Genomic DNA, 17,248 nt, shown 5'->3' on the forward strand with positions numbered 1-17,248 from the left:
TTAGATAATTGATATTATTCAGAGTGTCGATGCGGGTCAAGGTATTGGCACTCTTTTTTTAATTCTGTTTGGAGATTTTTTTTTCATTCTATTCCATAGGCCATATCTTATTTAATATAAATTATTTGATTTTCTTCATTTCTTTCAAATGTAAACTTGACGTCTTTTTGCAATACCCTTAAAGCATAAGAGATGCTGTCTGATTGACGGAATTTTCCAGTGTAACGGGAATTTATAACTTTTTGGTTTTCAATTTTTATAGTTACTCCATAACAAGTTTCAAATTTGCTCATGATGTTTACGAAAGTTTCATCTTTAAAACAGATAAGACCTTCTTTCCATCGATATACATTATAATCTTCTATAGGAGTAACCTTTAAGTCGCCATGGTCTAATACGACCATTTCATCCGGTTTTATAAGGCGTTCTTTGGTTCCGGATGTTACCTTTACGGAACCTTCCATTAGAGAAGTCACAAAAGAATTATTGTCAGCATAGGCTTCCAAATTGAATTTTGTGCCTAAGACTTCCACATTTCCTTTTGCTGTTTCTACTATAAAAGGTTTTTGTGCGTTATGAGCTACTTCAAAATAAGCTTCTCCATTCAATTGGACGGTACGGTTTTTTCCTGAGAATGAGGCCGGATATTGGATCGTTGAACGTGAATTAAGCCAAATTACTGTTCCGTCTGAAAGCTCAAGATTAATTCTTTGTCCGGCGGGAACCGTTATTTTTTGCATAGCTAATAGTTCTTCTTTGGGGGTATATCTGTCGTATGCATATGCTCCTATCAGAGTCATTGCAATTACAGCAGCAATTTTCATTACTTCTTTTATCCAATAGTTACCGATAAAGATATTCTTCTTTTGATAAGAGCGGATCTTATCCTCATCAGCTAATAAGATCATCGCATCAAATAATTGCCGTTCTTCCAGAAAGAGTTTCCGGTTTTCCGGTGATGCTTCCATCCAGTTTCTTATTTGGATTTCTTCCTGCATGGAAGTTTTTCCTTGAAAAAAGTTATATAATAGTTCTTTATTCATAATCAATAATTAAAAATGCATACGCCTTTTTTATCTTCTTATTTGTTAAGCAGATAAAAAAGATATATCCCTAGTGGAAAATTGATTTTTTTAATAAAAAAATAAGTATAGAAATACAGGGAGATAGTCTTTTAAGCTTATTCTCAGTTCTTTAAGTGCTTTACTAATATGAAATTCAACACCTTTAGTCGTAATGTCCAGTTTTGCTGCAATTTCTTTATGAGACATATTTTTCATACGGCTCATTATGAAGATTTCTCGGGTACGTGCTGGCAGTTTGGCTAAGGTACGGTTAACGATCTCCATCGCTTCTGCATTGAAAAGTTCGTTGGGGTTACATGCTTCAAGAGTTGCAATACGGGTACTGAGCTCCCATTCGGCATGAGACTGAATGTTTTCTTCAATATCTTTATGTATTTGTTGCTGTTGGAGGTGGTTTAGGCATTTATGCTTTATAACAGTGAGCACATAGGCAGGTATATTGGTGTTTTCATCTAACCGCTGTCGATTTTCCCAATAATAAACCAATGAATCTATGACAATATCTTCTGCAACTGCCGTATTCCGTACATAGGTCTGCGCGAAACGGGTAAATCGCCCTTTGTAGTCGGTAAACAGTTGATTAAAAGTTATTGGTTCAGGAGTATTGCTCATTATGCTGCTATTATTTAATACAAAGATAGCAAAATTGCCAATGTAAGATAAATAATCTTAAGTTTTTTTTCAGCTATGTGTTTTATAAATCCTTTTAATGGTGGGTTTTACTGTGAGGCTGATATAACTTAATGTAAGAATATATATATTTACAGTGTAAAAGTGTATACTTTTACGCTATAAAGATATATACTTTTGCTGTGTAATAGTATATACTTTTATATGCCTTGATTTTCAGTGAAATAGGAAAAAATAAATATCCCGTTTTATGATATCAGTATTTTAAGAATTCTATCCGGTCGATTGTCTTTATTTTGAGTTCTTTTAGTGTTTCATATGCTTGGTCATAATATCCGGAATATTCTAATGCTTTAGTGTCGTGGGCGTCTACTCCAATAATGGCAGTACATCCCTCGTTGGCTGCAATATGCCAGAATTCGGGATGGGGGTAGGTCAACTCGCCAAAAGCCTGATTATAATCCATCATACCTATATTATATTCTAACGGGATGTTTAATCGTGCTGCCGTGCGGCAGATATGGCGGCTCACCAGTTTACAATGCCGGTCGAATTCCGGGTAAGAGCGCATAAAGAGATCCGGATGGGCAAAATAGGCAAATAATCCACTTTCCATTCCTTCAATGGAACTTTCTTCATAAAGGTCGAGCATGTCTTGTGTGGTAGTGCCATGTCCGAAATAGGGAAACTTCTCATCTGTGTGAAAATGATGATTGCCGAAAATGATATAGTCCAGTTTGTACTCACGAACCAACTCCTTCAACCAATGAATATATTCGGGGAAATATTCACACTCCAATCCTAATTTTATGCTGATACGGTTTTTGTACTTTTCTTGTAATGTGCGGATACTTTGTACGTATTCGGGAAATTCTTCGGGAGTCATGCGGATACCGGATAGATAGCCGGTTCGATATTTCCATGGAGTATGATCGGAAAAACCGAGTTCTTGATAGCCGCCTTTGATGGCGCTTAAAACATAATCTTCGTCACTCCCTGTCGCATGGTGGCAGCGGGTGGTGTGGGTGTGATAATTAGTTTTCATTTTGTTATAATTGTATTCATGCAGATGTCGAACGGTTCGGCAGGCACCTCTTCGATCAACTGAAACGGGAAACATATTCCGATCTTGACTGCCGGAATGTAGGGGAGGAGTTTATCATAATAACCTTTGCCTCTTCCTAAGCGATGGCCATCCTTGTCAAAAGCCATTCCCGGAATAACGGCCAGATCGATGGCTTTATAATCGGTAAATACCTTTCCGGTAGGTTCGGCAATTCCATAGGCGCCGATAGCTAAATCCTGAGGACCGGTATAGAGCCGCAGTTCCAGTTCCTCTCCGACGACGACAGGTAAAATAATGGTCTTTTTTTTACTCCATTTCTCAATGAAGGAGTGGGTTTGCACCTCGTCCTTCAATGAGTGATAAAGTAATAGCGTAGTTGCCGCCTCGAAAGCCGGATGCTTTTCGAGGTTGGCAAGTATATCAGCAGAAAGATCTTTCAGCGTAGAGTCGCAATACCGGGTTTTCTCCTGTGCTATCCACTTTCGCAGTTTTCTTTTCCTTTCTTTCATTTTTATTTTGGGTTTCCGGTTCTTCGGTAATAACCGGTGCTTTGGGGAAAGCTTCTCCTTTTTCAAGTAATTCCAGCCCTTTCTTTACGGTAGGGTCTGTCTGGTTGGAGTATTTGATGTAAGCCTCTTTCCCTAACATGTTATAGACGATATTTCCGAGAATGTTTTTCTCCAGCAATTTGTATGATTTCTGGATCAGGATATTTCTTCTCTTTACCCCTTTGGTTTCTGCGTAGCGGATGAATTTTTCGACTAATCCTTGCTGACGAAGATAATTTACCAATGCCTCTTCCGTATCGTATTGACTCATCTTTTCGCGGTTATTATCCGTATATTGGAAAGTGAATTGAATGGTCAGCCCTTTGTTTAATACTGTCGACAGGTAGGAGGTTACTCCGGTAGTATCTTGCGGAACAAATACGTCGGGCATAATGCCGCCGCCACCGTATACCGGGCGACCAAGGCCTGTAGAGTAACGTTGTGATTCATCGAGCTTGATACTGTCTTTAGAGAAGAACTCTCCATGCGTATAACGATTGTACAGATCCATTTCATAATTACGGTCTTTTCCGTTCTCATAGGGGCGTTGTATGCAGCGTCCGGAGGGGGTGTAGTAGCGGGCAATCGTCAGACGGATGGCAGAACCGTCACTGAAATCGATCGGCTGCTGCACTAATCCTTTACCGAATGACCGGCGACCTACGATGGTACCCCGATCGTTGTCTTGTATGGCACCCGAGAAAATTTCGCTGGCGGAAGCCGACCCTTCATCTACAAGGACGATTAGCGGAATGTCTTGACAGCTTCCTGTCCCGTTGGCAACTTCGTCTAAACGTTTGTATTTACGTCCCTGGGCGTAAACGATTAATTTTCCTTGTGGCAGGAACTCGTTTACCATACGGGTTGCGGCATCCATATAGCCACCGGTATTTCCACGCAGGTCAATGATGAGTCCTTTGCATTTTTGATGATTCAGTTGTGCGAGGGCATTCAAGAGTTCTACATGGGTAGTACGTCCGAATTTACTGATCTGGATATATCCGAAATCGTCATTCAGCATGTATGCGGCGTCTATCGTATTTTGAGGAATATCGCCACGGGTGATGGTGAAGTTCAGCAATTCCTTTTCCGTAGCACGTTTGATGCCTAATTTTACCTGACTTCCTTTCGGACCTTTTAATTTTTTCATGGCACGTTCGTTCGTAACCTGTTTTCCGACAAACAGGCTGTCGTCTACAGTGACGATACGGTCGCCCGGCATTAAGCCCACTTTCTCGGAAGGACCACCGGAAACGATTGCGTTAACATGGATGGTGTCGTTTTGTATCGTGAACTGAATGCCGATACCACTGAAACTGCCTTCCAGTTCGGAATTAACCTCTTCCAGGTTCTGCGCCGGGATATAGGTAGAGTGCGGATCGAGTTCTGCCAGAATCTGGGGCATTGCTTTCTCTACGAGATCTGTCATGTTTACCGTATCTACATACTGATCATCGACAATACGTAATAAGGCGTTTAGTTTGTTGGATGAGCCATTGATAATACCCAGGCGGTTGCCCGCAAAATGCTTGGCATAGAATGTACCGATAAGGATTCCTATTACTACGCTGATAGCAATGATGACAGGGGTAAAACGGGAAGAGTTTTTTGTACTCATGAGTTTATTTACGATTTAATCATTTACAATTTATAATTTAGCTGTGCCGGAGGATTACTGATTATTCTTCACCGACATATACTACATCGATACCGGCTCGTCTCAGTAGTTCGATACCGTCTTCCAGGCGATACTTTTCGGAATAAACCACTCGCTTGATACCGGACTGAATGATTAATTTGGCACATTCTATGCAGGGAGAAGCGGTGACATACATGGTAGCACCGTCGCTGCTGTTGTTAGAGCGTGCTATTTTGGTTATGGCGTTTGCTTCTGCATGGAGCACGTATGGCTTTGTGACATTGTTTTCGTCTTCACAAATGTTCTCGAAACCGGAAGGGGTTCCATTGTAACCGTCAGAAATAATCATTTTGTCCTTCACGATAAGGGCACCGACTTTACGTCGCTGACAATATGAATTTTCTGCCCAAATGCTGGCCATGCGTATATAACGCTTGTCTAATTCTGATTGTTTATTCATTGTCGTATTGTTTTATCTTTCGGGTGTGAATGCAATGCAGAGTGTCTCTTTTTCATATTCGAAATAGAGGTATAGATTTCTTTCATCCCCTTCATAAGAGGTCGCATTTTCGAGTCCTTCAACAATGTGTTTGGCCAGTGTATCTTTAGAGTCACCGTAAGAAGGTTGGTTTTTGATACCTGTTATCCTGAACTCGTTGCTTTTGCCGTCCGCTTGCCAAGTGCCAGTGAAAGTCACAGAACCGCTTCCACTGAATTCTCCGCGAATAATGTTGTCTTCCGTACTTCCGGTAAAAGCTATTTTGAATGCTTTTGTACCGTTTATCGGGTCGTAAGATTTGTATATGGCTTCACTGACATCTGTAAATTTATACCAGCTATGTTCATTCTTTTTGGTGATATATGTCATTTTCCACGTTTTTCCCGTGAATATTTTTTGTACATCGTCCGTATCATTGCATCCGCTCAGAAAGGGGATGACAAGTGTTAGGCAGAATAATAATGCGATATATTTCACTGTATCTCTTCTCATTTGACTTATTTCATCTTTAGTTTTTAATACCGTTTCTGATCAGCAATGCATCAATGGTCGGCTCCTGTCCACGGAAACGTTTATAAAGTGTCATCGGATGTTCGGTACCTCCTTTGGAAAGAATGTTCTGGCGGAAAGAGCCGGCTACGTCACGATTGAATATTCCTTTTTGTTTGAATAATGAAAATGCATCGGCATCCAATACTTCCGCCCACTTATAACTATAATATCCCGCAGAGTATCCTCCGGAGAAAATATGTGAAAACTGAGTGCTCATGCAAGCATCTTTTACAACCGGCAGTATTTGTGCCTTTGCCCATGCTTTCTGTTCGTATTCTTTAACATCTCCTTCAAATGGGGTATGACGGGTGTACCAAGCCATATCCAGTAAACCGAAGCTTACCTGTCGCAAACAGGCATAGGCTGCATTGAAATTTGCTGCATCCACCATGCGTTTCATTAATTCTTCCGGTAGGTTTTCGCCTGTCTGGTAATGTCTGGCAAATGTATTCAGAAAATCCTTTTCAATGGCAAAGTTTTCCATGATTTGTGAGGGTAACTCCACGAAGTCCCAGTATACGTTGGTACCGCTCAGGCTTTCATAAGTGGAGTTGGCAAACATGCCGTGCAGGCTATGGCCAAATTCATGTAGAAATGTTTCTACTTCGTTGAAAGTCAGCAGTGCGGGTTTATTCTCAGTCGGTTTCGTAAAGTTCATTACCACAGAAACGTGCGGACGGCTGTTTTCACCTGTTTCACTATCGATCCACTGGCCTTTGTATTCCGTCATCCATGCTCCTGCACGTTTTCCCTCGCGCGGATGAAAATCGGTGTAAAGTACTGCTAAAAACTGACCGTCTTTATCAAATACTTCGTAAGCATCCACCTCTTTATGGTATACCGGAATATCGGTATTCTTATTGAAAGTGATGCCGTATAAGCGTGTTGCCAGCCCGAATACTCCTTCTTTCACCTTTTCCAGTTCAAAGTAGGGGCGAAGCATTTCTTCATTGATATTGAACTTTTGATCTTTCAGTTTATTGGAGTAGTAACTCCAATCCCATGGCATAACCGTGAAATCGGCTCCTTGTTCCCGGTGTGCAAGTTCCTGTACCTCTTTATATTCGTTTTGCGCAGTAGGAGTGTATGCTTCCAATAATTGGTTCAGCAGGTTGTAGACAGCTTCGCTGTTTTGTGCCATTCGTTTTTCTAATGTATATTGCGCAAAGTTGTCATATCCTAATAATTGTGCAATGCTCATTCGGGTGTTGGCTATTTTTCTGACAATATCTATGTTGTTGTATTCATTGTCATGCGTACACTTTGTGTTGTAAGCCAAGTAGAGCTCTTTGCGTAAGTCGCGGTTGCCGGCATATGTCATGAAAGGGATATAGCTGGGAGCTTGCAGTGTAAATACCCAGCCTGTCAGTCCTTTCTCTTTGGCAGTTTCGGCAGCTGCTTCTACGGCGCTTTCCGGCAGTCCGGCAAGTTGTGCCTTGTCAGTCAGTATCAACTGATAATTGTTGGTCTCTTTTAGGTTGTTTTCGCTAAATTCCAGTGTCAGGCTGCTCAGTTCTTTGGTTAGACGGCGATATTCCTCTTTTGCTTCCCCTTTCAGATTGGCTCCTTGGCGAATGAAGCCATCATAAACGTTTTCGAGCAGTTTCATCTGCTCCGCCGTGAGGTTTAATTGTTCTTTCCGGTCATAGACCGTTTTTATGCGCTCAAACAGCTTTTCGTTCAGACTGATATCATTATCGTGTTCGCTTAAAAGCGGCATCATTTTCTGAGCCAATATTTGCAGATCATCATTGGTCTCTGCGCTGCGCAAGTTGCTGAATACGGTGACGACACGGTTTAATAAGTCTCCTGATTTTTCATAAGCCAATAGAGTGTTGTCGAAAGTAGGTACTTCCGGGTTATCGGTGATGGCATTTATTTCCGCGATGTGTTGGCGTATACCTTCACGGATGGCGGGTTCATAATGTTCTGTTTTTATTTTATCGAATGGGACAGTTCCATGCGGGGTGTTATACTTTTCGAAAAAAGGATTTTGAGCGTCTATCATATTAGTAATTATGCAAATTAAAACGAATGTGACATTTAATCTTCTCATGTGAATCTGATAAGAATAAGCCGACTAATGGCTTATGAACTACAAAATTACTAAAATAGTAGATACTTAGGATAGGAATGGTTCCCTTTTTAACAAAGTATTGATTTTATTTCGCTTCCGGATAAAAAAAAGCTGCTCCGGTCTCCCGAAGCAGCTTCTTGAAAAATCATATTGTAAATGATTATTTTTTAGCGATAACGCGAGCCATTTCACAAACTTTGTTTGAATAACCCCATTCGTTGTCATACCAAGAAACAACTTTAGCGAAGTTAGAATCCAAAGAAATACCGGCTTTAGCATCGTAGATTGAAGTATTAGCGCAACCACGGAAGTCAGTTGAAACAACTGCATCTTCAGTGTAACCCAAAATACCTTTCAATTCGCCTTCAGAAGCTTCTTTCATAGCAGCGTTGATTTCTGCCATTGTAGCCGGTTTTTCCAGAACTACTGTCAAGTCAACTACAGAAACGTCAGAAGTCGGAACACGGAATGCCATACCAGTCAGTTTACCGTTCAATACCGGCAATACTTTACCTACGGCTTTAGCAGCACCTGTTGAAGAAGGGATGATGTTTTCAAGGATACCACGACCACCTCTCCAGTCTTTCTTAGAAGGACCGTCTACTGTTTTCTGAGTTGCAGTAGCAGCGTGAACTGTAGTCATCAAACCTTTAACGATACCGAACTTGTCGTTCAATACTTTAGCGATAGGAGCCAAGCAGTTAGTAGTACAAGAAGCGTTAGAGATGATGTCCTGACCTGCGTAAGTGTCGCTGTTAACGCCATATACGAACATAGGAGTAGCATCCTTAGAAGGAGCAGACATGATTACTTTCTTTGCACCAGCCTGGATATGTTTGCGAGCTGTTTCGTCTGTCAGGAAGAAACCAGTTGATTCAACAACAACGTCAGCGTCAACTTCGTTCCATTTCAAATTAGCAGGATCCATCTCTGCAGTCAGACGGATTTTATTACCGTTTACAATCAAAGCGCCGTCTTCTACAGCAACTTCACCATCAAAACGACCGTGTACTGAGTCATACTTCAGCATATATGCCAAGTAGTCAGCATCCAACAAGTCATTGATACCTACGATCTGAATATCGTTACCAAAGTTTTTTACTGCAGCACGGAACACCATACGTCCGATACGGCCGAAACCGTTAATACCTACTTTAATCATTTTGTTTAAACTTTTAAGGGTTTTTATTATATTGTCCAAATATATTTCGAACTTGCATTTGTTTTATCTTTTAAATGCGGTGCAAAAGTAAGAAAATGTTTTTATATTCGCACATTAAATTAATATTAAATATAAAAAAAGATGGGAAAGAGTACTTTTTTACAGGACTTTAAGGCTTTTGCCATGAAGGGAAATGTAATCGATATGGCTGTCGGTGTTATCATTGGCGGCGCGTTTGGTAAAATAGTATCATCGGTGGTTGCCGATGTGATAATGCCTCCTCTCGGTCTATTGGTGGGCGGAGTGAACTTTACGGATTTGAAATGGGTGATGAAGCCGGCCGAAGTGGTGGATGGAAAAGAAATCGCTGCCGTAACCTTGAATTATGGTAACTTCTTGCAGGCTACTTTTGATTTCTTGATCATTGCCTTTTCCATATTCTTATTTATACGTTTGCTGACAAAACTGACCACAAAGAAAGAAGCTGCTGCGCCTGTAACCCCTCCCGCACCACCGGCTCCGACGAAAGAAGAAGTGCTGTTGACCGAGATACGTGACCTGCTGAAAGAACAAAATAAGAAATGAGTATAAACCGAAACGGTTACTCCGGAATGCTGACTTTATATTTCAGTTGTTGGTATTTCCGGATGGTTTCTTGTTGCAGGTCTTTTAGTAATCTGATTTCTACAGACAGTTGTCTAAGTGCAGAGTCTGATGACAGAATATTTTCCCGGTCGCCGTAATCAATGAATCGGGTAGACATGACTTGTTGTTGGGCTTTGCATTCATTGAGTGCATAACGCACTGTTTCAATACGATATTGTCTGAGAGTTTTTTGTTCTTTGTTCCGTAAGTTTTTGTATGTCTCATTGTCACTCCAACGGCGTGAGTAATAATTGCTTAGAGCGGCACTGGCTTGTTTGCGTGCTTCTTCGTTGACGCTCTCTTTGAGTGAGGTATATAATCTGGTATATTCTTTATCTGAATTCAGGAGTTCTTGCAGTTCCTTTTTAGCATTTTCGTAAGTGTCTTCTAACACTTTCAAATCTTCCGGCTTTCTTTCAAAAGTCAGAATCTTCAGATAGTCATCTTTGGTAATATTAATGTGTTTGTTGGTTTTATCACAATAATTCAGGTATCTTTCAGTAAGTAACCAACTGAACTCCAATTCTTTTTTTTGTAAATCGGCACTGATGTTGTTCAACGATTCTTCTAATTGTTGCATTTGCTTTTCAGAAGTGATACATTTTGCAGGTATTGTTCCTTTCTTGGTTTCCTGAGCAGAAAGCGGGAAGAGTTCGGAGCATCCGATACAGGCTGTAAACAATAGTATAATGGTGGAGTTCTTCATGGTATTAGTACTTTTTGTGGCTTGTTTTATCTGCAAGAATAGAAATTCTTACTATTTGTTCAAGTAGATTGCATAGTTTTTTATACTTTTGCAGATAATTTATTCAAAATCCAACCATTTATATGCAGGAAAAAATAATAATCCTTGATTTCGGGTCGCAGACTACGCAGCTTATCGGTCGTCGTGTACGCGAGCTGGATACGTATTGTGAAATTGTTCCCTACAACAAATTTCCCAAAGGAGATGAAAGTGTAAAAGGTGTGATTCTTTCCGGAAGTCCTTTCTCGGTATATGATGAAAGCGCGTTCAAGGTAGATTTGAGCGAGATACGGGGTAAATATCCTATTTTGGGTATTTGCTACGGTGCGCAGTTTATGGCCTATACCAATGGCGGGAAAGTAGAACCGGCTGGTACGCGTGAGTATGGTCGTGCACATCTGACTTCTTTCTGTAAGGACAATGTTTTGTTCAAAGGGGTGAAAGAAAATACTCAGGTGTGGATGAGCCATGGAGATACGATTACGGCTATTCCTTCAAACTTCAAGAAGATCGCTTCTACCGACAAAGTGGAAATTGCTGCTTATCAGATTGAGGGTGAACAGGTGTGGGGCGTGCAGTTCCATCCGGAGGTATACCACAGTGAAGACGGTACGCAGATTCTGAAAAATTTCGTAGTGGATGTTTGCGGTTGCAAACAGGACTGGTCTCCGGCTTCGTTCATCGAAAGTACGGTTGCCGAGCTGAAGGCACAGTTGGGTGATGACAAGGTTGTGTTGGGTTTGAGCGGCGGAGTGGATTCTTCGGTAGCTGCTGTTTTGCTGAATAAGGCGATCGGTAAGAATCTGACTTGTATCTTTGTGGATCACGGTATGCTTCGTAAAAACGAGTTCAAGAATGTGATGCACGATTATGAGTGTCTCGGTTTGAATGTAATCGGTGTGGATGCCAGTGCTAAGTTTTTTGCGGAATTGGAAGGTATTACCGAGCCGGAACGTAAACGCAAGATAATAGGTAAAGGTTTTATCGATGTATTTGATGCGGAAGCTCATAAATTGAAAGATGTGAAATGGTTGGCACAAGGAACTATTTATCCCGATTGCATCGAGTCGTTGTCTATCACGGGTACGGTGATCAAGAGTCATCACAATGTAGGCGGATTGCCCGAAAAGATGCATCTTAAACTGTGCGAACCGCTTCGCTTGTTGTTTAAGGATGAAGTTCGCCGTGTAGGTCGTGAGTTGGGGATGCCCGAACATTTGATTACGCGTCATCCGTTCCCGGGTCCAGGATTGGCAGTACGTATTTTGGGGGATATTACTCCGGAAAAAGTACGTATCCTGCAAGATGCCGATGATATTTTTATTCAGGGATTGAGAGATTGGGGATTGTATGACCAGGTATGGCAGGCAGGTGTAATCTTGCTGCCGGTTCAGTCTGTGGGTGTGATGGGAGATGAGCGTACTTATGAAAGAGCTGTTGCTTTGCGTGCCGTGACATCTACCGATGCGATGACTGCCGATTGGGCACATTTACCTTACGACTTTTTGGGTAAAGTTTCCAACGATATAATAAATAAGGTAAAAGGGGTGAATCGTGTAACCTATGATATCAGTTCCAAACCGCCTGCAACTATTGAGTGGGAATAAAAAAGTGGTTTTCGTCACTAAAACATAAGTAGCCTCATCCTTTCGATGAGGCTATTTTATTAGTAATATGTGGCGTATATGTGCTATGAAAGAAGATTTGAGAAAAGTTAAAAAGTTATGTAATTTAAAGTAGCACCAATTTTTGACACCAACTTTTGACACCAAATTATTATCTTTGAGTTGTATTGCTCATCCAAAGTTTAACCACTAAAAGCAATAAAGCATGATTACGAATGAAATTATGGTTGGAAAACACTTCAAAATGAAGGTGAATTTTAATTTAGTAAAAAAACATGGTAGTGAAAAGAGACAAATATGGCTGACAGCTACTATTAAGGGTGACCGATGCCGTGTATTTACAGGTGAACGGATAGAAGAGCAATATTGGCAAAAATCTAATCGTACTGAATTAGGTGAACGAGCCATTGAGAATAGTCAATGGGGAAGGGTTGTACTAGATGAAAATAGAAGAATAAATAAGCGGTTGGATGCTATACTTGATTATTGTCGGGAGTATGCAAAGTTGATAACGGTTGAGAATTTTAATAGTAAACCTATTGAATTTACAAAACAGACTTTTGAAGAGTTTATGAAAAATAAGATTCATGGTATTGAGTCTACTTTTGAAAAAAAACCAGAAGAATTTATTAGGCATTATATAGAGAAGAAAAAGACTTCTATAAATCGTACTACAGGGTTACAAATAGATAAGGGGACTGTTTATAATCATAATAATGCTCTAAAACGGCTTTTACAATATTGTACTGATAGGAAGAAAAATTTGAAATGGGAGCTATTTGATAAATTCTTTGAAGATGATTTTGAAGAATGGTTTGTGATTGAAAAAGGATATGCAGCTAATACGCTTGCTTCTCAATTTTCAATCATGAAAGTTTGGCTGAAAGTTGCAAAAGAAGATAAATTGATAGAAAATACGTCCGTTAACCATTGGCCAACCAAAACTTATGATGTTGATAATATCTATTTAAATGAGGAAGAGATAGAACGAATTTATAATTTAGATTTTAATAGTGAAGAAATCAAGGCTCAAATAGACTCTAAAAGTAAAATAGAAATATCTCGAGATTTATTTGTAATTGCATGTTGGACAGGGTTACGTTTTGGTGACCTAACTAATTTGCATAAAGCTGCTATTCTAATAGATGAGGGCATTTTAAAAGTTCCAACATCTAAAACCGATAGCCTTGTTGCGATTCCTATGCATCCTATAGTTAAAAAAATCATAGAGAAGTATAAAGGAGTATTACCTCATTCTATAGATAAATCACACAGTCTTTCTCATATTCGTAAATGTGGGGAACTTGCAAAAATAGATACTCCTACAGTTATTAGAAGAATTAAGAGGGGAAAAAGTGTTATTTATAGAGAACCAAAATATCGATTTATCATGAATCATACGGGGCGTCGTAGTTTTGCGACTAATCAATTTTTGAGAGGAATACCTACTCTTACGATTATGGCGATTACAGGTCATAGAACCGAAGATAATTTCATGAAGTATATTAAGGTTAGTAGAGAGGAACATGCTAAAATTATGGCAAAAAACTGGACTAAAACGTCGGATTGAACTACTTTTCTTTTAAATTGAGACTACTTCAATATATGAGCTATCGGTTTGCTGTGTGAATCTTCTATAGAAAAATTTTCCAGTAAAAAAATGAGGGCAATTTTAGGCCCTCATTTTCATATTATTGTGTGATTTGGAATGTTTCTCTGTTGTTGAGGAGTGAATACGTTGCAAGTATCTTTGAATTGTGGATGTGGCTAATTTAGTTAATTTAGCTAGTTCTCGTATACTTGCGCCATGATTATTCCAGTAGGCTTCTAGGAAATTTTGAAATTTTGTATCGTTTCTTTTTTCTATCTTATTCTCTTTAAAGGCGGCATAAATGGTAGATGCTGCAATATTAAGCTCTTTAGCATTTTCTTCTATTGTTTTGTTACAATCAAAATTTGATAATATATATTCGTTTCTTTTTTTACGTCTAGCTTTTCCTAATTCCTTTCGCTTTAGTTCAATTGGTAAAGCTTTATATATGGGATTTATAAGATATTTACGCTTTCCAGCTTTTTTGAATGATTCTGTAGAGCTATCAAGCTTCATGACATTTAGAGCTGTTTTACAGATATTAGTTATTGATAAATCAGTTGATACTTCGTATTTATGTTGGTATATCCAATATAACGTACACGCAAGTTCTTCAACGCTAATATCTGGCTTTATATTTCTCAATACGATAGCATGGTAGAACAATGTTTTATTGCGATGTCCTTTTGTTATTTTCTTTTCTTGTTTGTTTTTGTCTAATAAAAATTTTAACTCATATATATCTTGTTCACTAATATCACTGTATATCATTTGAGGGTCTAATGTTGCTGTATTTACATTAGATAAGTCAATATGAAAGTTGCTTTTGTAAAGTTCAAGAACATTTTTACGTAGTGTGCTCATTTCTATATTTTGGGTAACTGCCTTCTCTCTTCTTTTATTCTTCAATTTAGAGGAATGAGTACACTTATTAGAGATATAATCTTTTACTTCTATATTAGATTGAATATTATCAAATATATTTCTAGAAAACAAATAGGCTTTGTTTAAGCGAATCAGAGAATTTGATTTGCCTCCTAACATTTGCTGACTCGTATTCCAGCATTTATTATCTAAATTTGATAAAATAGATTGTCCAATATCATTTGTAATACTATTTATTAACAAATTTAGAAAAAATATATATTCATCATTTGATTGTATTGTGAAATTGGTCAAATATATGAATCTAAAACGATAACCTTTGCCCTCAATATTATTACTCATAGTTGTATATGCAAGATTAGGCTTGTAAGTTAAAAGGCTTAATGCCTCATCCATTTTTAAAGTTGCATTATCCACATCTAACCAGAGAAAGTTTGTCTGTTGGAAGTTGCTTATAGTTTTTTCTCTTTGTCCAAATTCTGCAAGTGAGGTGTTATAGAGATGGCAAAAGCAATATCCTTTTAGAATAAGTGAAGCATAGTCATGGATAGACAAATTTGTTTTCTTTTGGTATCGAACAGCTTTAAAATTTGGTTTTTCCATATAATTCTCTTTAGAGACACTTAGATTAATACGGAAGTCATATACTTCTTTTTCTTCATCTGAAATCATGTTAATAGTTTTTTGTAACAGGATTATTTAGCCATTTCCACGTTAATACGGTTTTACCTTAATTGAAGCTGTAAGGAAATGGTAAGAAATCAGCTTTTTAACAAATGTATACAAAATAAGTAAGAAAACCAAAGAATAAGATAATTATAATTATGGACTAAGTTCAATTAGTTTAATAATAATATTGCAATTTTTTAAGAAATGGAACAGTATAATTCTGCAGAGGCTACTAAATATCGTCAGAGCCTTAGTCACCAAGGAGGAAGAAACGGTATGTTTAATAAAAGGCATACGGAAGAAACGAAAGCAAAGATAGCTCAAAGTATGAAAAAGAGGTGGGCTAAGTTAAAAACTATACCAAATTTAGAAGGAATAGAGGAGTGGATATATTTAGACGTTGATAATGATATATCTTCTGCTATAAAGCTATTATCAGATAAAGGCATAAAAACGATAATAGTTTGTGAAAGAGGTTTTGAGAAGTTATTAAAGTGTATGATAGAGGAAGAAACACGTTCCGTAAATGTGTCATAAATATTATTCTTTTAATTATCAATGAGATAATTGAAATAATAACTGTGTGTTGTATTTATGATTATTATTTTTGAAACTTTTCTATTGTGCTAATTATTTTTGAAACTATTTTTGTTGCGATAAACAGTCCACGAATGGAGGTTTTTGCTAAATTTTTCTTATTTTTGCGCCATTGCTTTTGCAATGTTATATAAATAAGAGCGTTTAGCTTATTTCTGTCAATGAAACTTCGACACTTTCAATGGCGCAGGGATAAAATAGAACGTCCTCCTTTTGTGTATATCTCTATTATATACATAAAAAGGCGTGGACTGCTATTTTGTTTGCGCCACAGGTAGTCGAAGACCTCATTGACAAATAATCTAGCAAGTTCACGCTTCTTTTTTTCTAACCGCCTTTATAGAACTTGGAAGGCACAACTTTATGTTATTTATGAAAAAAATAAAGTTTCCAGTTTATCTGTTGTTAGTATTATTGGGATTTGTTGTTGTATCTTGTTCCAAAGATGACGAGGGTGAGAAAAATGAAGGGCCTTATTCAGAGAATGATTATCCTCAAAAAATAATGGGGGAATGGGTTCTTGTAGATTGGGAGAGTAATACAGCAAAGATAGTTAATGAATATGATATGATAGGAGGGTTTATAACTTTTGGTTCAGATAAATGTTCATATTCTGGCATTGGGGGGCCATCAGGTGGGGACTGTCAATGGAATATTGTAGGTAGTGCTGTTACTTTGACTTCTTTTGATACCGTTTTTAATATATTGCTTCTAAGTGATAGTACTTTAAAAATGAATATGGGAGATGTTATATGCACTTTTAGGAAAAGTGGAAATTTAGATGTTACTGATGCAAAAAGATTCTTAACTGTGGGTTATTGGAATTTGTCTACTAGTACTAAAACAGATTATAAAAATGAATTGTCAATAAGTCGTGTAGATAATACTAACCCTAAACCACGTAAAGATTACGAAGGGGGAGTTTTTTATTTTTCAAAGGATGGTCGAGGTATTGAGTTTTGTTGTGGATTTGGGGGATATGTTGGTGGTTCTGATATGTGGATGTATAAAGATTATCCTTTTTCGTGGGTGATAAATGAAAATGAAATAATAATAACTTTTGACCATAAGCCTTCTGAACCGATTAAAACACCTTACTTGTTGGAAACTCGTAACGAACGGATTAGATTATACATAAATGGAGATTTCTATTTTTCTATATTTCCAGATTAATGAGTGTTTTCTGTTAAATTTGAACTTTTGACACCAATTTTTGACACCAATTTATTTTAA

General features: G+C 38.2%; 16 protein-coding genes. 5 read left to right on the forward strand and 11 right to left on the reverse strand.

Annotated features, from left to right (window positions below; genetic code table 11):
* Positions 1 to 107: 107 nt before the first annotated feature.
* The 9 genes from RB604_RS09065 to gap form a co-directional block, all read right to left on the reverse strand.
* The gene (locus RB604_RS09065; protein ID WP_309009516.1) at positions 108 to 1,043 is read right to left on the reverse strand and encodes a FecR family protein; all 936 of its coding nucleotides are present in this window, start codon (positions 1,041 to 1,043) and stop codon (positions 108 to 110) included.
* Between the two features lie 90 nt (positions 1,044 to 1,133).
* Entirely contained in the window at positions 1,134 to 1,697 is a 564-nt protein-coding gene (locus RB604_RS09070; protein WP_005925241.1) for an RNA polymerase sigma-70 factor, read from the reverse strand.
* Between the two features lie 274 nt (positions 1,698 to 1,971).
* Positions 1,972 to 2,760, reverse strand: coding sequence for a histidinol-phosphatase (locus tag RB604_RS09075; RefSeq protein ID WP_007478571.1), 789 nt, complete (start codon positions 2,758 to 2,760; stop codon positions 1,972 to 1,974).
* Positions 2,757 to 3,290, reverse strand: coding sequence for a 5-formyltetrahydrofolate cyclo-ligase (locus RB604_RS09080; protein WP_025819104.1), 534 nt, complete (start codon positions 3,288 to 3,290; stop codon positions 2,757 to 2,759). The genes RB604_RS09075 and RB604_RS09080 overlap by 4 nt, the downstream gene beginning before the upstream one ends.
* Entirely contained in the window at positions 3,202 to 4,947 is a 1,746-nt protein-coding gene (locus RB604_RS09085) for a S41 family peptidase (RefSeq protein ID WP_005925235.1), read from the reverse strand. The genes RB604_RS09080 and RB604_RS09085 overlap by 89 nt, the downstream gene beginning before the upstream one ends.
* A gap of 61 nt (positions 4,948 to 5,008) precedes the next feature.
* Entirely contained in the window at positions 5,009 to 5,428 is a 420-nt protein-coding gene (locus RB604_RS09090; RefSeq protein ID WP_055295084.1) for a dCMP deaminase family protein, read from the reverse strand.
* Positions 5,429 to 5,440: 12 nt separating this feature from the next.
* Positions 5,441 to 5,959, reverse strand: a complete 519-nt coding sequence (locus RB604_RS09095; protein WP_005925231.1) for a DUF4847 family protein — start codon at positions 5,957 to 5,959, stop codon at positions 5,441 to 5,443.
* A 16-nt stretch (positions 5,960 to 5,975) separates the two neighbouring features.
* Positions 5,976 to 8,036, reverse strand: coding sequence for a M3 family metallopeptidase (locus RB604_RS09100; RefSeq protein WP_122282002.1), 2,061 nt, complete (start codon positions 8,034 to 8,036; stop codon positions 5,976 to 5,978).
* 220 nt (positions 8,037 to 8,256) lie between these two features.
* Positions 8,257 to 9,258: a type I glyceraldehyde-3-phosphate dehydrogenase gene (gap, locus tag RB604_RS09105; RefSeq protein ID WP_005925227.1), complete on the reverse strand. Its 1,002-nt coding sequence runs from the start codon at positions 9,256 to 9,258 to the stop codon at positions 8,257 to 8,259.
* Between the two features lie 141 nt (positions 9,259 to 9,399).
* On the opposite strand from gap, the gene mscL reads away from it, so the two are divergent.
* Positions 9,400 to 9,843 (forward strand): large-conductance mechanosensitive channel protein MscL, encoded by a 444-nt coding sequence (mscL, locus tag RB604_RS09110; protein ID WP_007478569.1) that lies wholly within the window; start codon positions 9,400 to 9,402, stop codon positions 9,841 to 9,843.
* 16 nt (positions 9,844 to 9,859) lie between these two features.
* Here the strand turns inward: mscL and RB604_RS09115 are convergent, their stop codons facing one another.
* Positions 9,860 to 10,609 (reverse strand): DUF5039 family protein, encoded by a 750-nt coding sequence (locus tag RB604_RS09115; protein ID WP_224203889.1) that lies wholly within the window; start codon positions 10,607 to 10,609, stop codon positions 9,860 to 9,862.
* 122 nt (positions 10,610 to 10,731) lie between these two features.
* On the opposite strand from RB604_RS09115, the gene guaA reads away from it, so the two are divergent.
* The gene (gene guaA / locus RB604_RS09120) at positions 10,732 to 12,255 is read left to right on the forward strand and encodes a glutamine-hydrolyzing GMP synthase (protein WP_005925221.1); all 1,524 of its coding nucleotides are present in this window, start codon (positions 10,732 to 10,734) and stop codon (positions 12,253 to 12,255) included.
* A 223-nt stretch (positions 12,256 to 12,478) separates the two neighbouring features.
* On the forward strand, positions 12,479 to 13,843 hold the full coding sequence (locus RB604_RS09125) for a tyrosine-type recombinase/integrase (protein ID WP_007478567.1): 1,365 nt from the start codon (positions 12,479 to 12,481) through the stop codon (positions 13,841 to 13,843).
* A gap of 102 nt (positions 13,844 to 13,945) precedes the next feature.
* On the opposite strand, the gene RB604_RS09130 is transcribed toward RB604_RS09125, so the two are convergent.
* Entirely contained in the window at positions 13,946 to 15,421 is a 1,476-nt protein-coding gene (locus tag RB604_RS09130) for a hypothetical protein (RefSeq protein ID WP_007478566.1), read from the reverse strand.
* Positions 15,422 to 15,622: 201 nt separating this feature from the next.
* Here RB604_RS09130 and RB604_RS09135 point away from each other — a divergent pair, with 201 nt between their 5' ends.
* Together RB604_RS09135 and RB604_RS09140 are read left to right on the forward strand one after the other, a co-directional pair.
* Entirely contained in the window at positions 15,623 to 15,955 is a 333-nt protein-coding gene (locus RB604_RS09135) for an NUMOD3 domain-containing DNA-binding protein (protein ID WP_007478564.1), read from the forward strand.
* A gap of 432 nt (positions 15,956 to 16,387) precedes the next feature.
* Positions 16,388 to 17,188, forward strand: a complete 801-nt coding sequence (locus tag RB604_RS09140; protein ID WP_129648636.1) for a hypothetical protein — start codon at positions 16,388 to 16,390, stop codon at positions 17,186 to 17,188.
* Positions 17,189 to 17,248 lie beyond the last annotated feature (60 nt).

Source organism: Bacteroides salyersiae (assembly GCF_031172035.1).
Taxonomy (GTDB): Bacteria; Bacteroidota; Bacteroidia; order Bacteroidales; family Bacteroidaceae; genus Bacteroides; species Bacteroides salyersiae.

What these genes read in the sequence shown, in the direction of transcription:
- RB604_RS09090 (WP_055295084.1), bottom strand. Translation starts at nt 5,428, where the DNA reads ATGAATAAACAATCAGAATTAGACAAGCGTTATATACGCATGGCCAGC.
- RB604_RS09070 (WP_005925241.1), bottom strand. Translation starts at nt 1,697, where the DNA reads ATGAGCAATACTCCTGAACCAATAACTTTTAATCAACTGTTTACCGAC.
- gap (WP_005925227.1), bottom strand. Translation starts at nt 9,258, where the DNA reads ATGATTAAAGTAGGTATTAACGGTTTCGGCCGTATCGGACGTATGGTG.
- guaA (WP_005925221.1), top strand. Translation starts at nt 10,732, where the DNA reads ATGCAGGAAAAAATAATAATCCTTGATTTCGGGTCGCAGACTACGCAG.
- RB604_RS09065 (WP_309009516.1), bottom strand. Translation starts at nt 1,043, where the DNA reads ATGAATAAAGAACTATTATATAACTTTTTTCAAGGAAAAACTTCCATG.
- RB604_RS09115 (WP_224203889.1), bottom strand. Translation starts at nt 10,609, where the DNA reads ATGAAGAACTCCACCATTATACTATTGTTTACAGCCTGTATCGGATGC.
- mscL (WP_007478569.1), top strand. Translation starts at nt 9,400, where the DNA reads ATGGGAAAGAGTACTTTTTTACAGGACTTTAAGGCTTTTGCCATGAAG.
- RB604_RS09135 (WP_007478564.1), top strand. Translation starts at nt 15,623, where the DNA reads ATGGAACAGTATAATTCTGCAGAGGCTACTAAATATCGTCAGAGCCTT.
- RB604_RS09085 (WP_005925235.1), bottom strand. Translation starts at nt 4,947, where the DNA reads ATGAGTACAAAAAACTCTTCCCGTTTTACCCCTGTCATCATTGCTATC.
- RB604_RS09095 (WP_005925231.1), bottom strand. Translation starts at nt 5,959, where the DNA reads ATGAGAAGAGATACAGTGAAATATATCGCATTATTATTCTGCCTAACA.
- RB604_RS09140 (WP_129648636.1), top strand. Translation starts at nt 16,388, where the DNA reads ATGAAAAAAATAAAGTTTCCAGTTTATCTGTTGTTAGTATTATTGGGA.
- RB604_RS09130 (WP_007478566.1), bottom strand. Translation starts at nt 15,421, where the DNA reads ATGATTTCAGATGAAGAAAAAGAAGTATATGACTTCCGTATTAATCTA.
- RB604_RS09125 (WP_007478567.1), top strand. Translation starts at nt 12,479, where the DNA reads ATGATTACGAATGAAATTATGGTTGGAAAACACTTCAAAATGAAGGTG.
- RB604_RS09075 (WP_007478571.1), bottom strand. Translation starts at nt 2,760, where the DNA reads ATGAAAACTAATTATCACACCCACACCACCCGCTGCCACCATGCGACA.
- RB604_RS09080 (WP_025819104.1), bottom strand. Translation starts at nt 3,290, where the DNA reads ATGAAAGAAAGGAAAAGAAAACTGCGAAAGTGGATAGCACAGGAGAAA.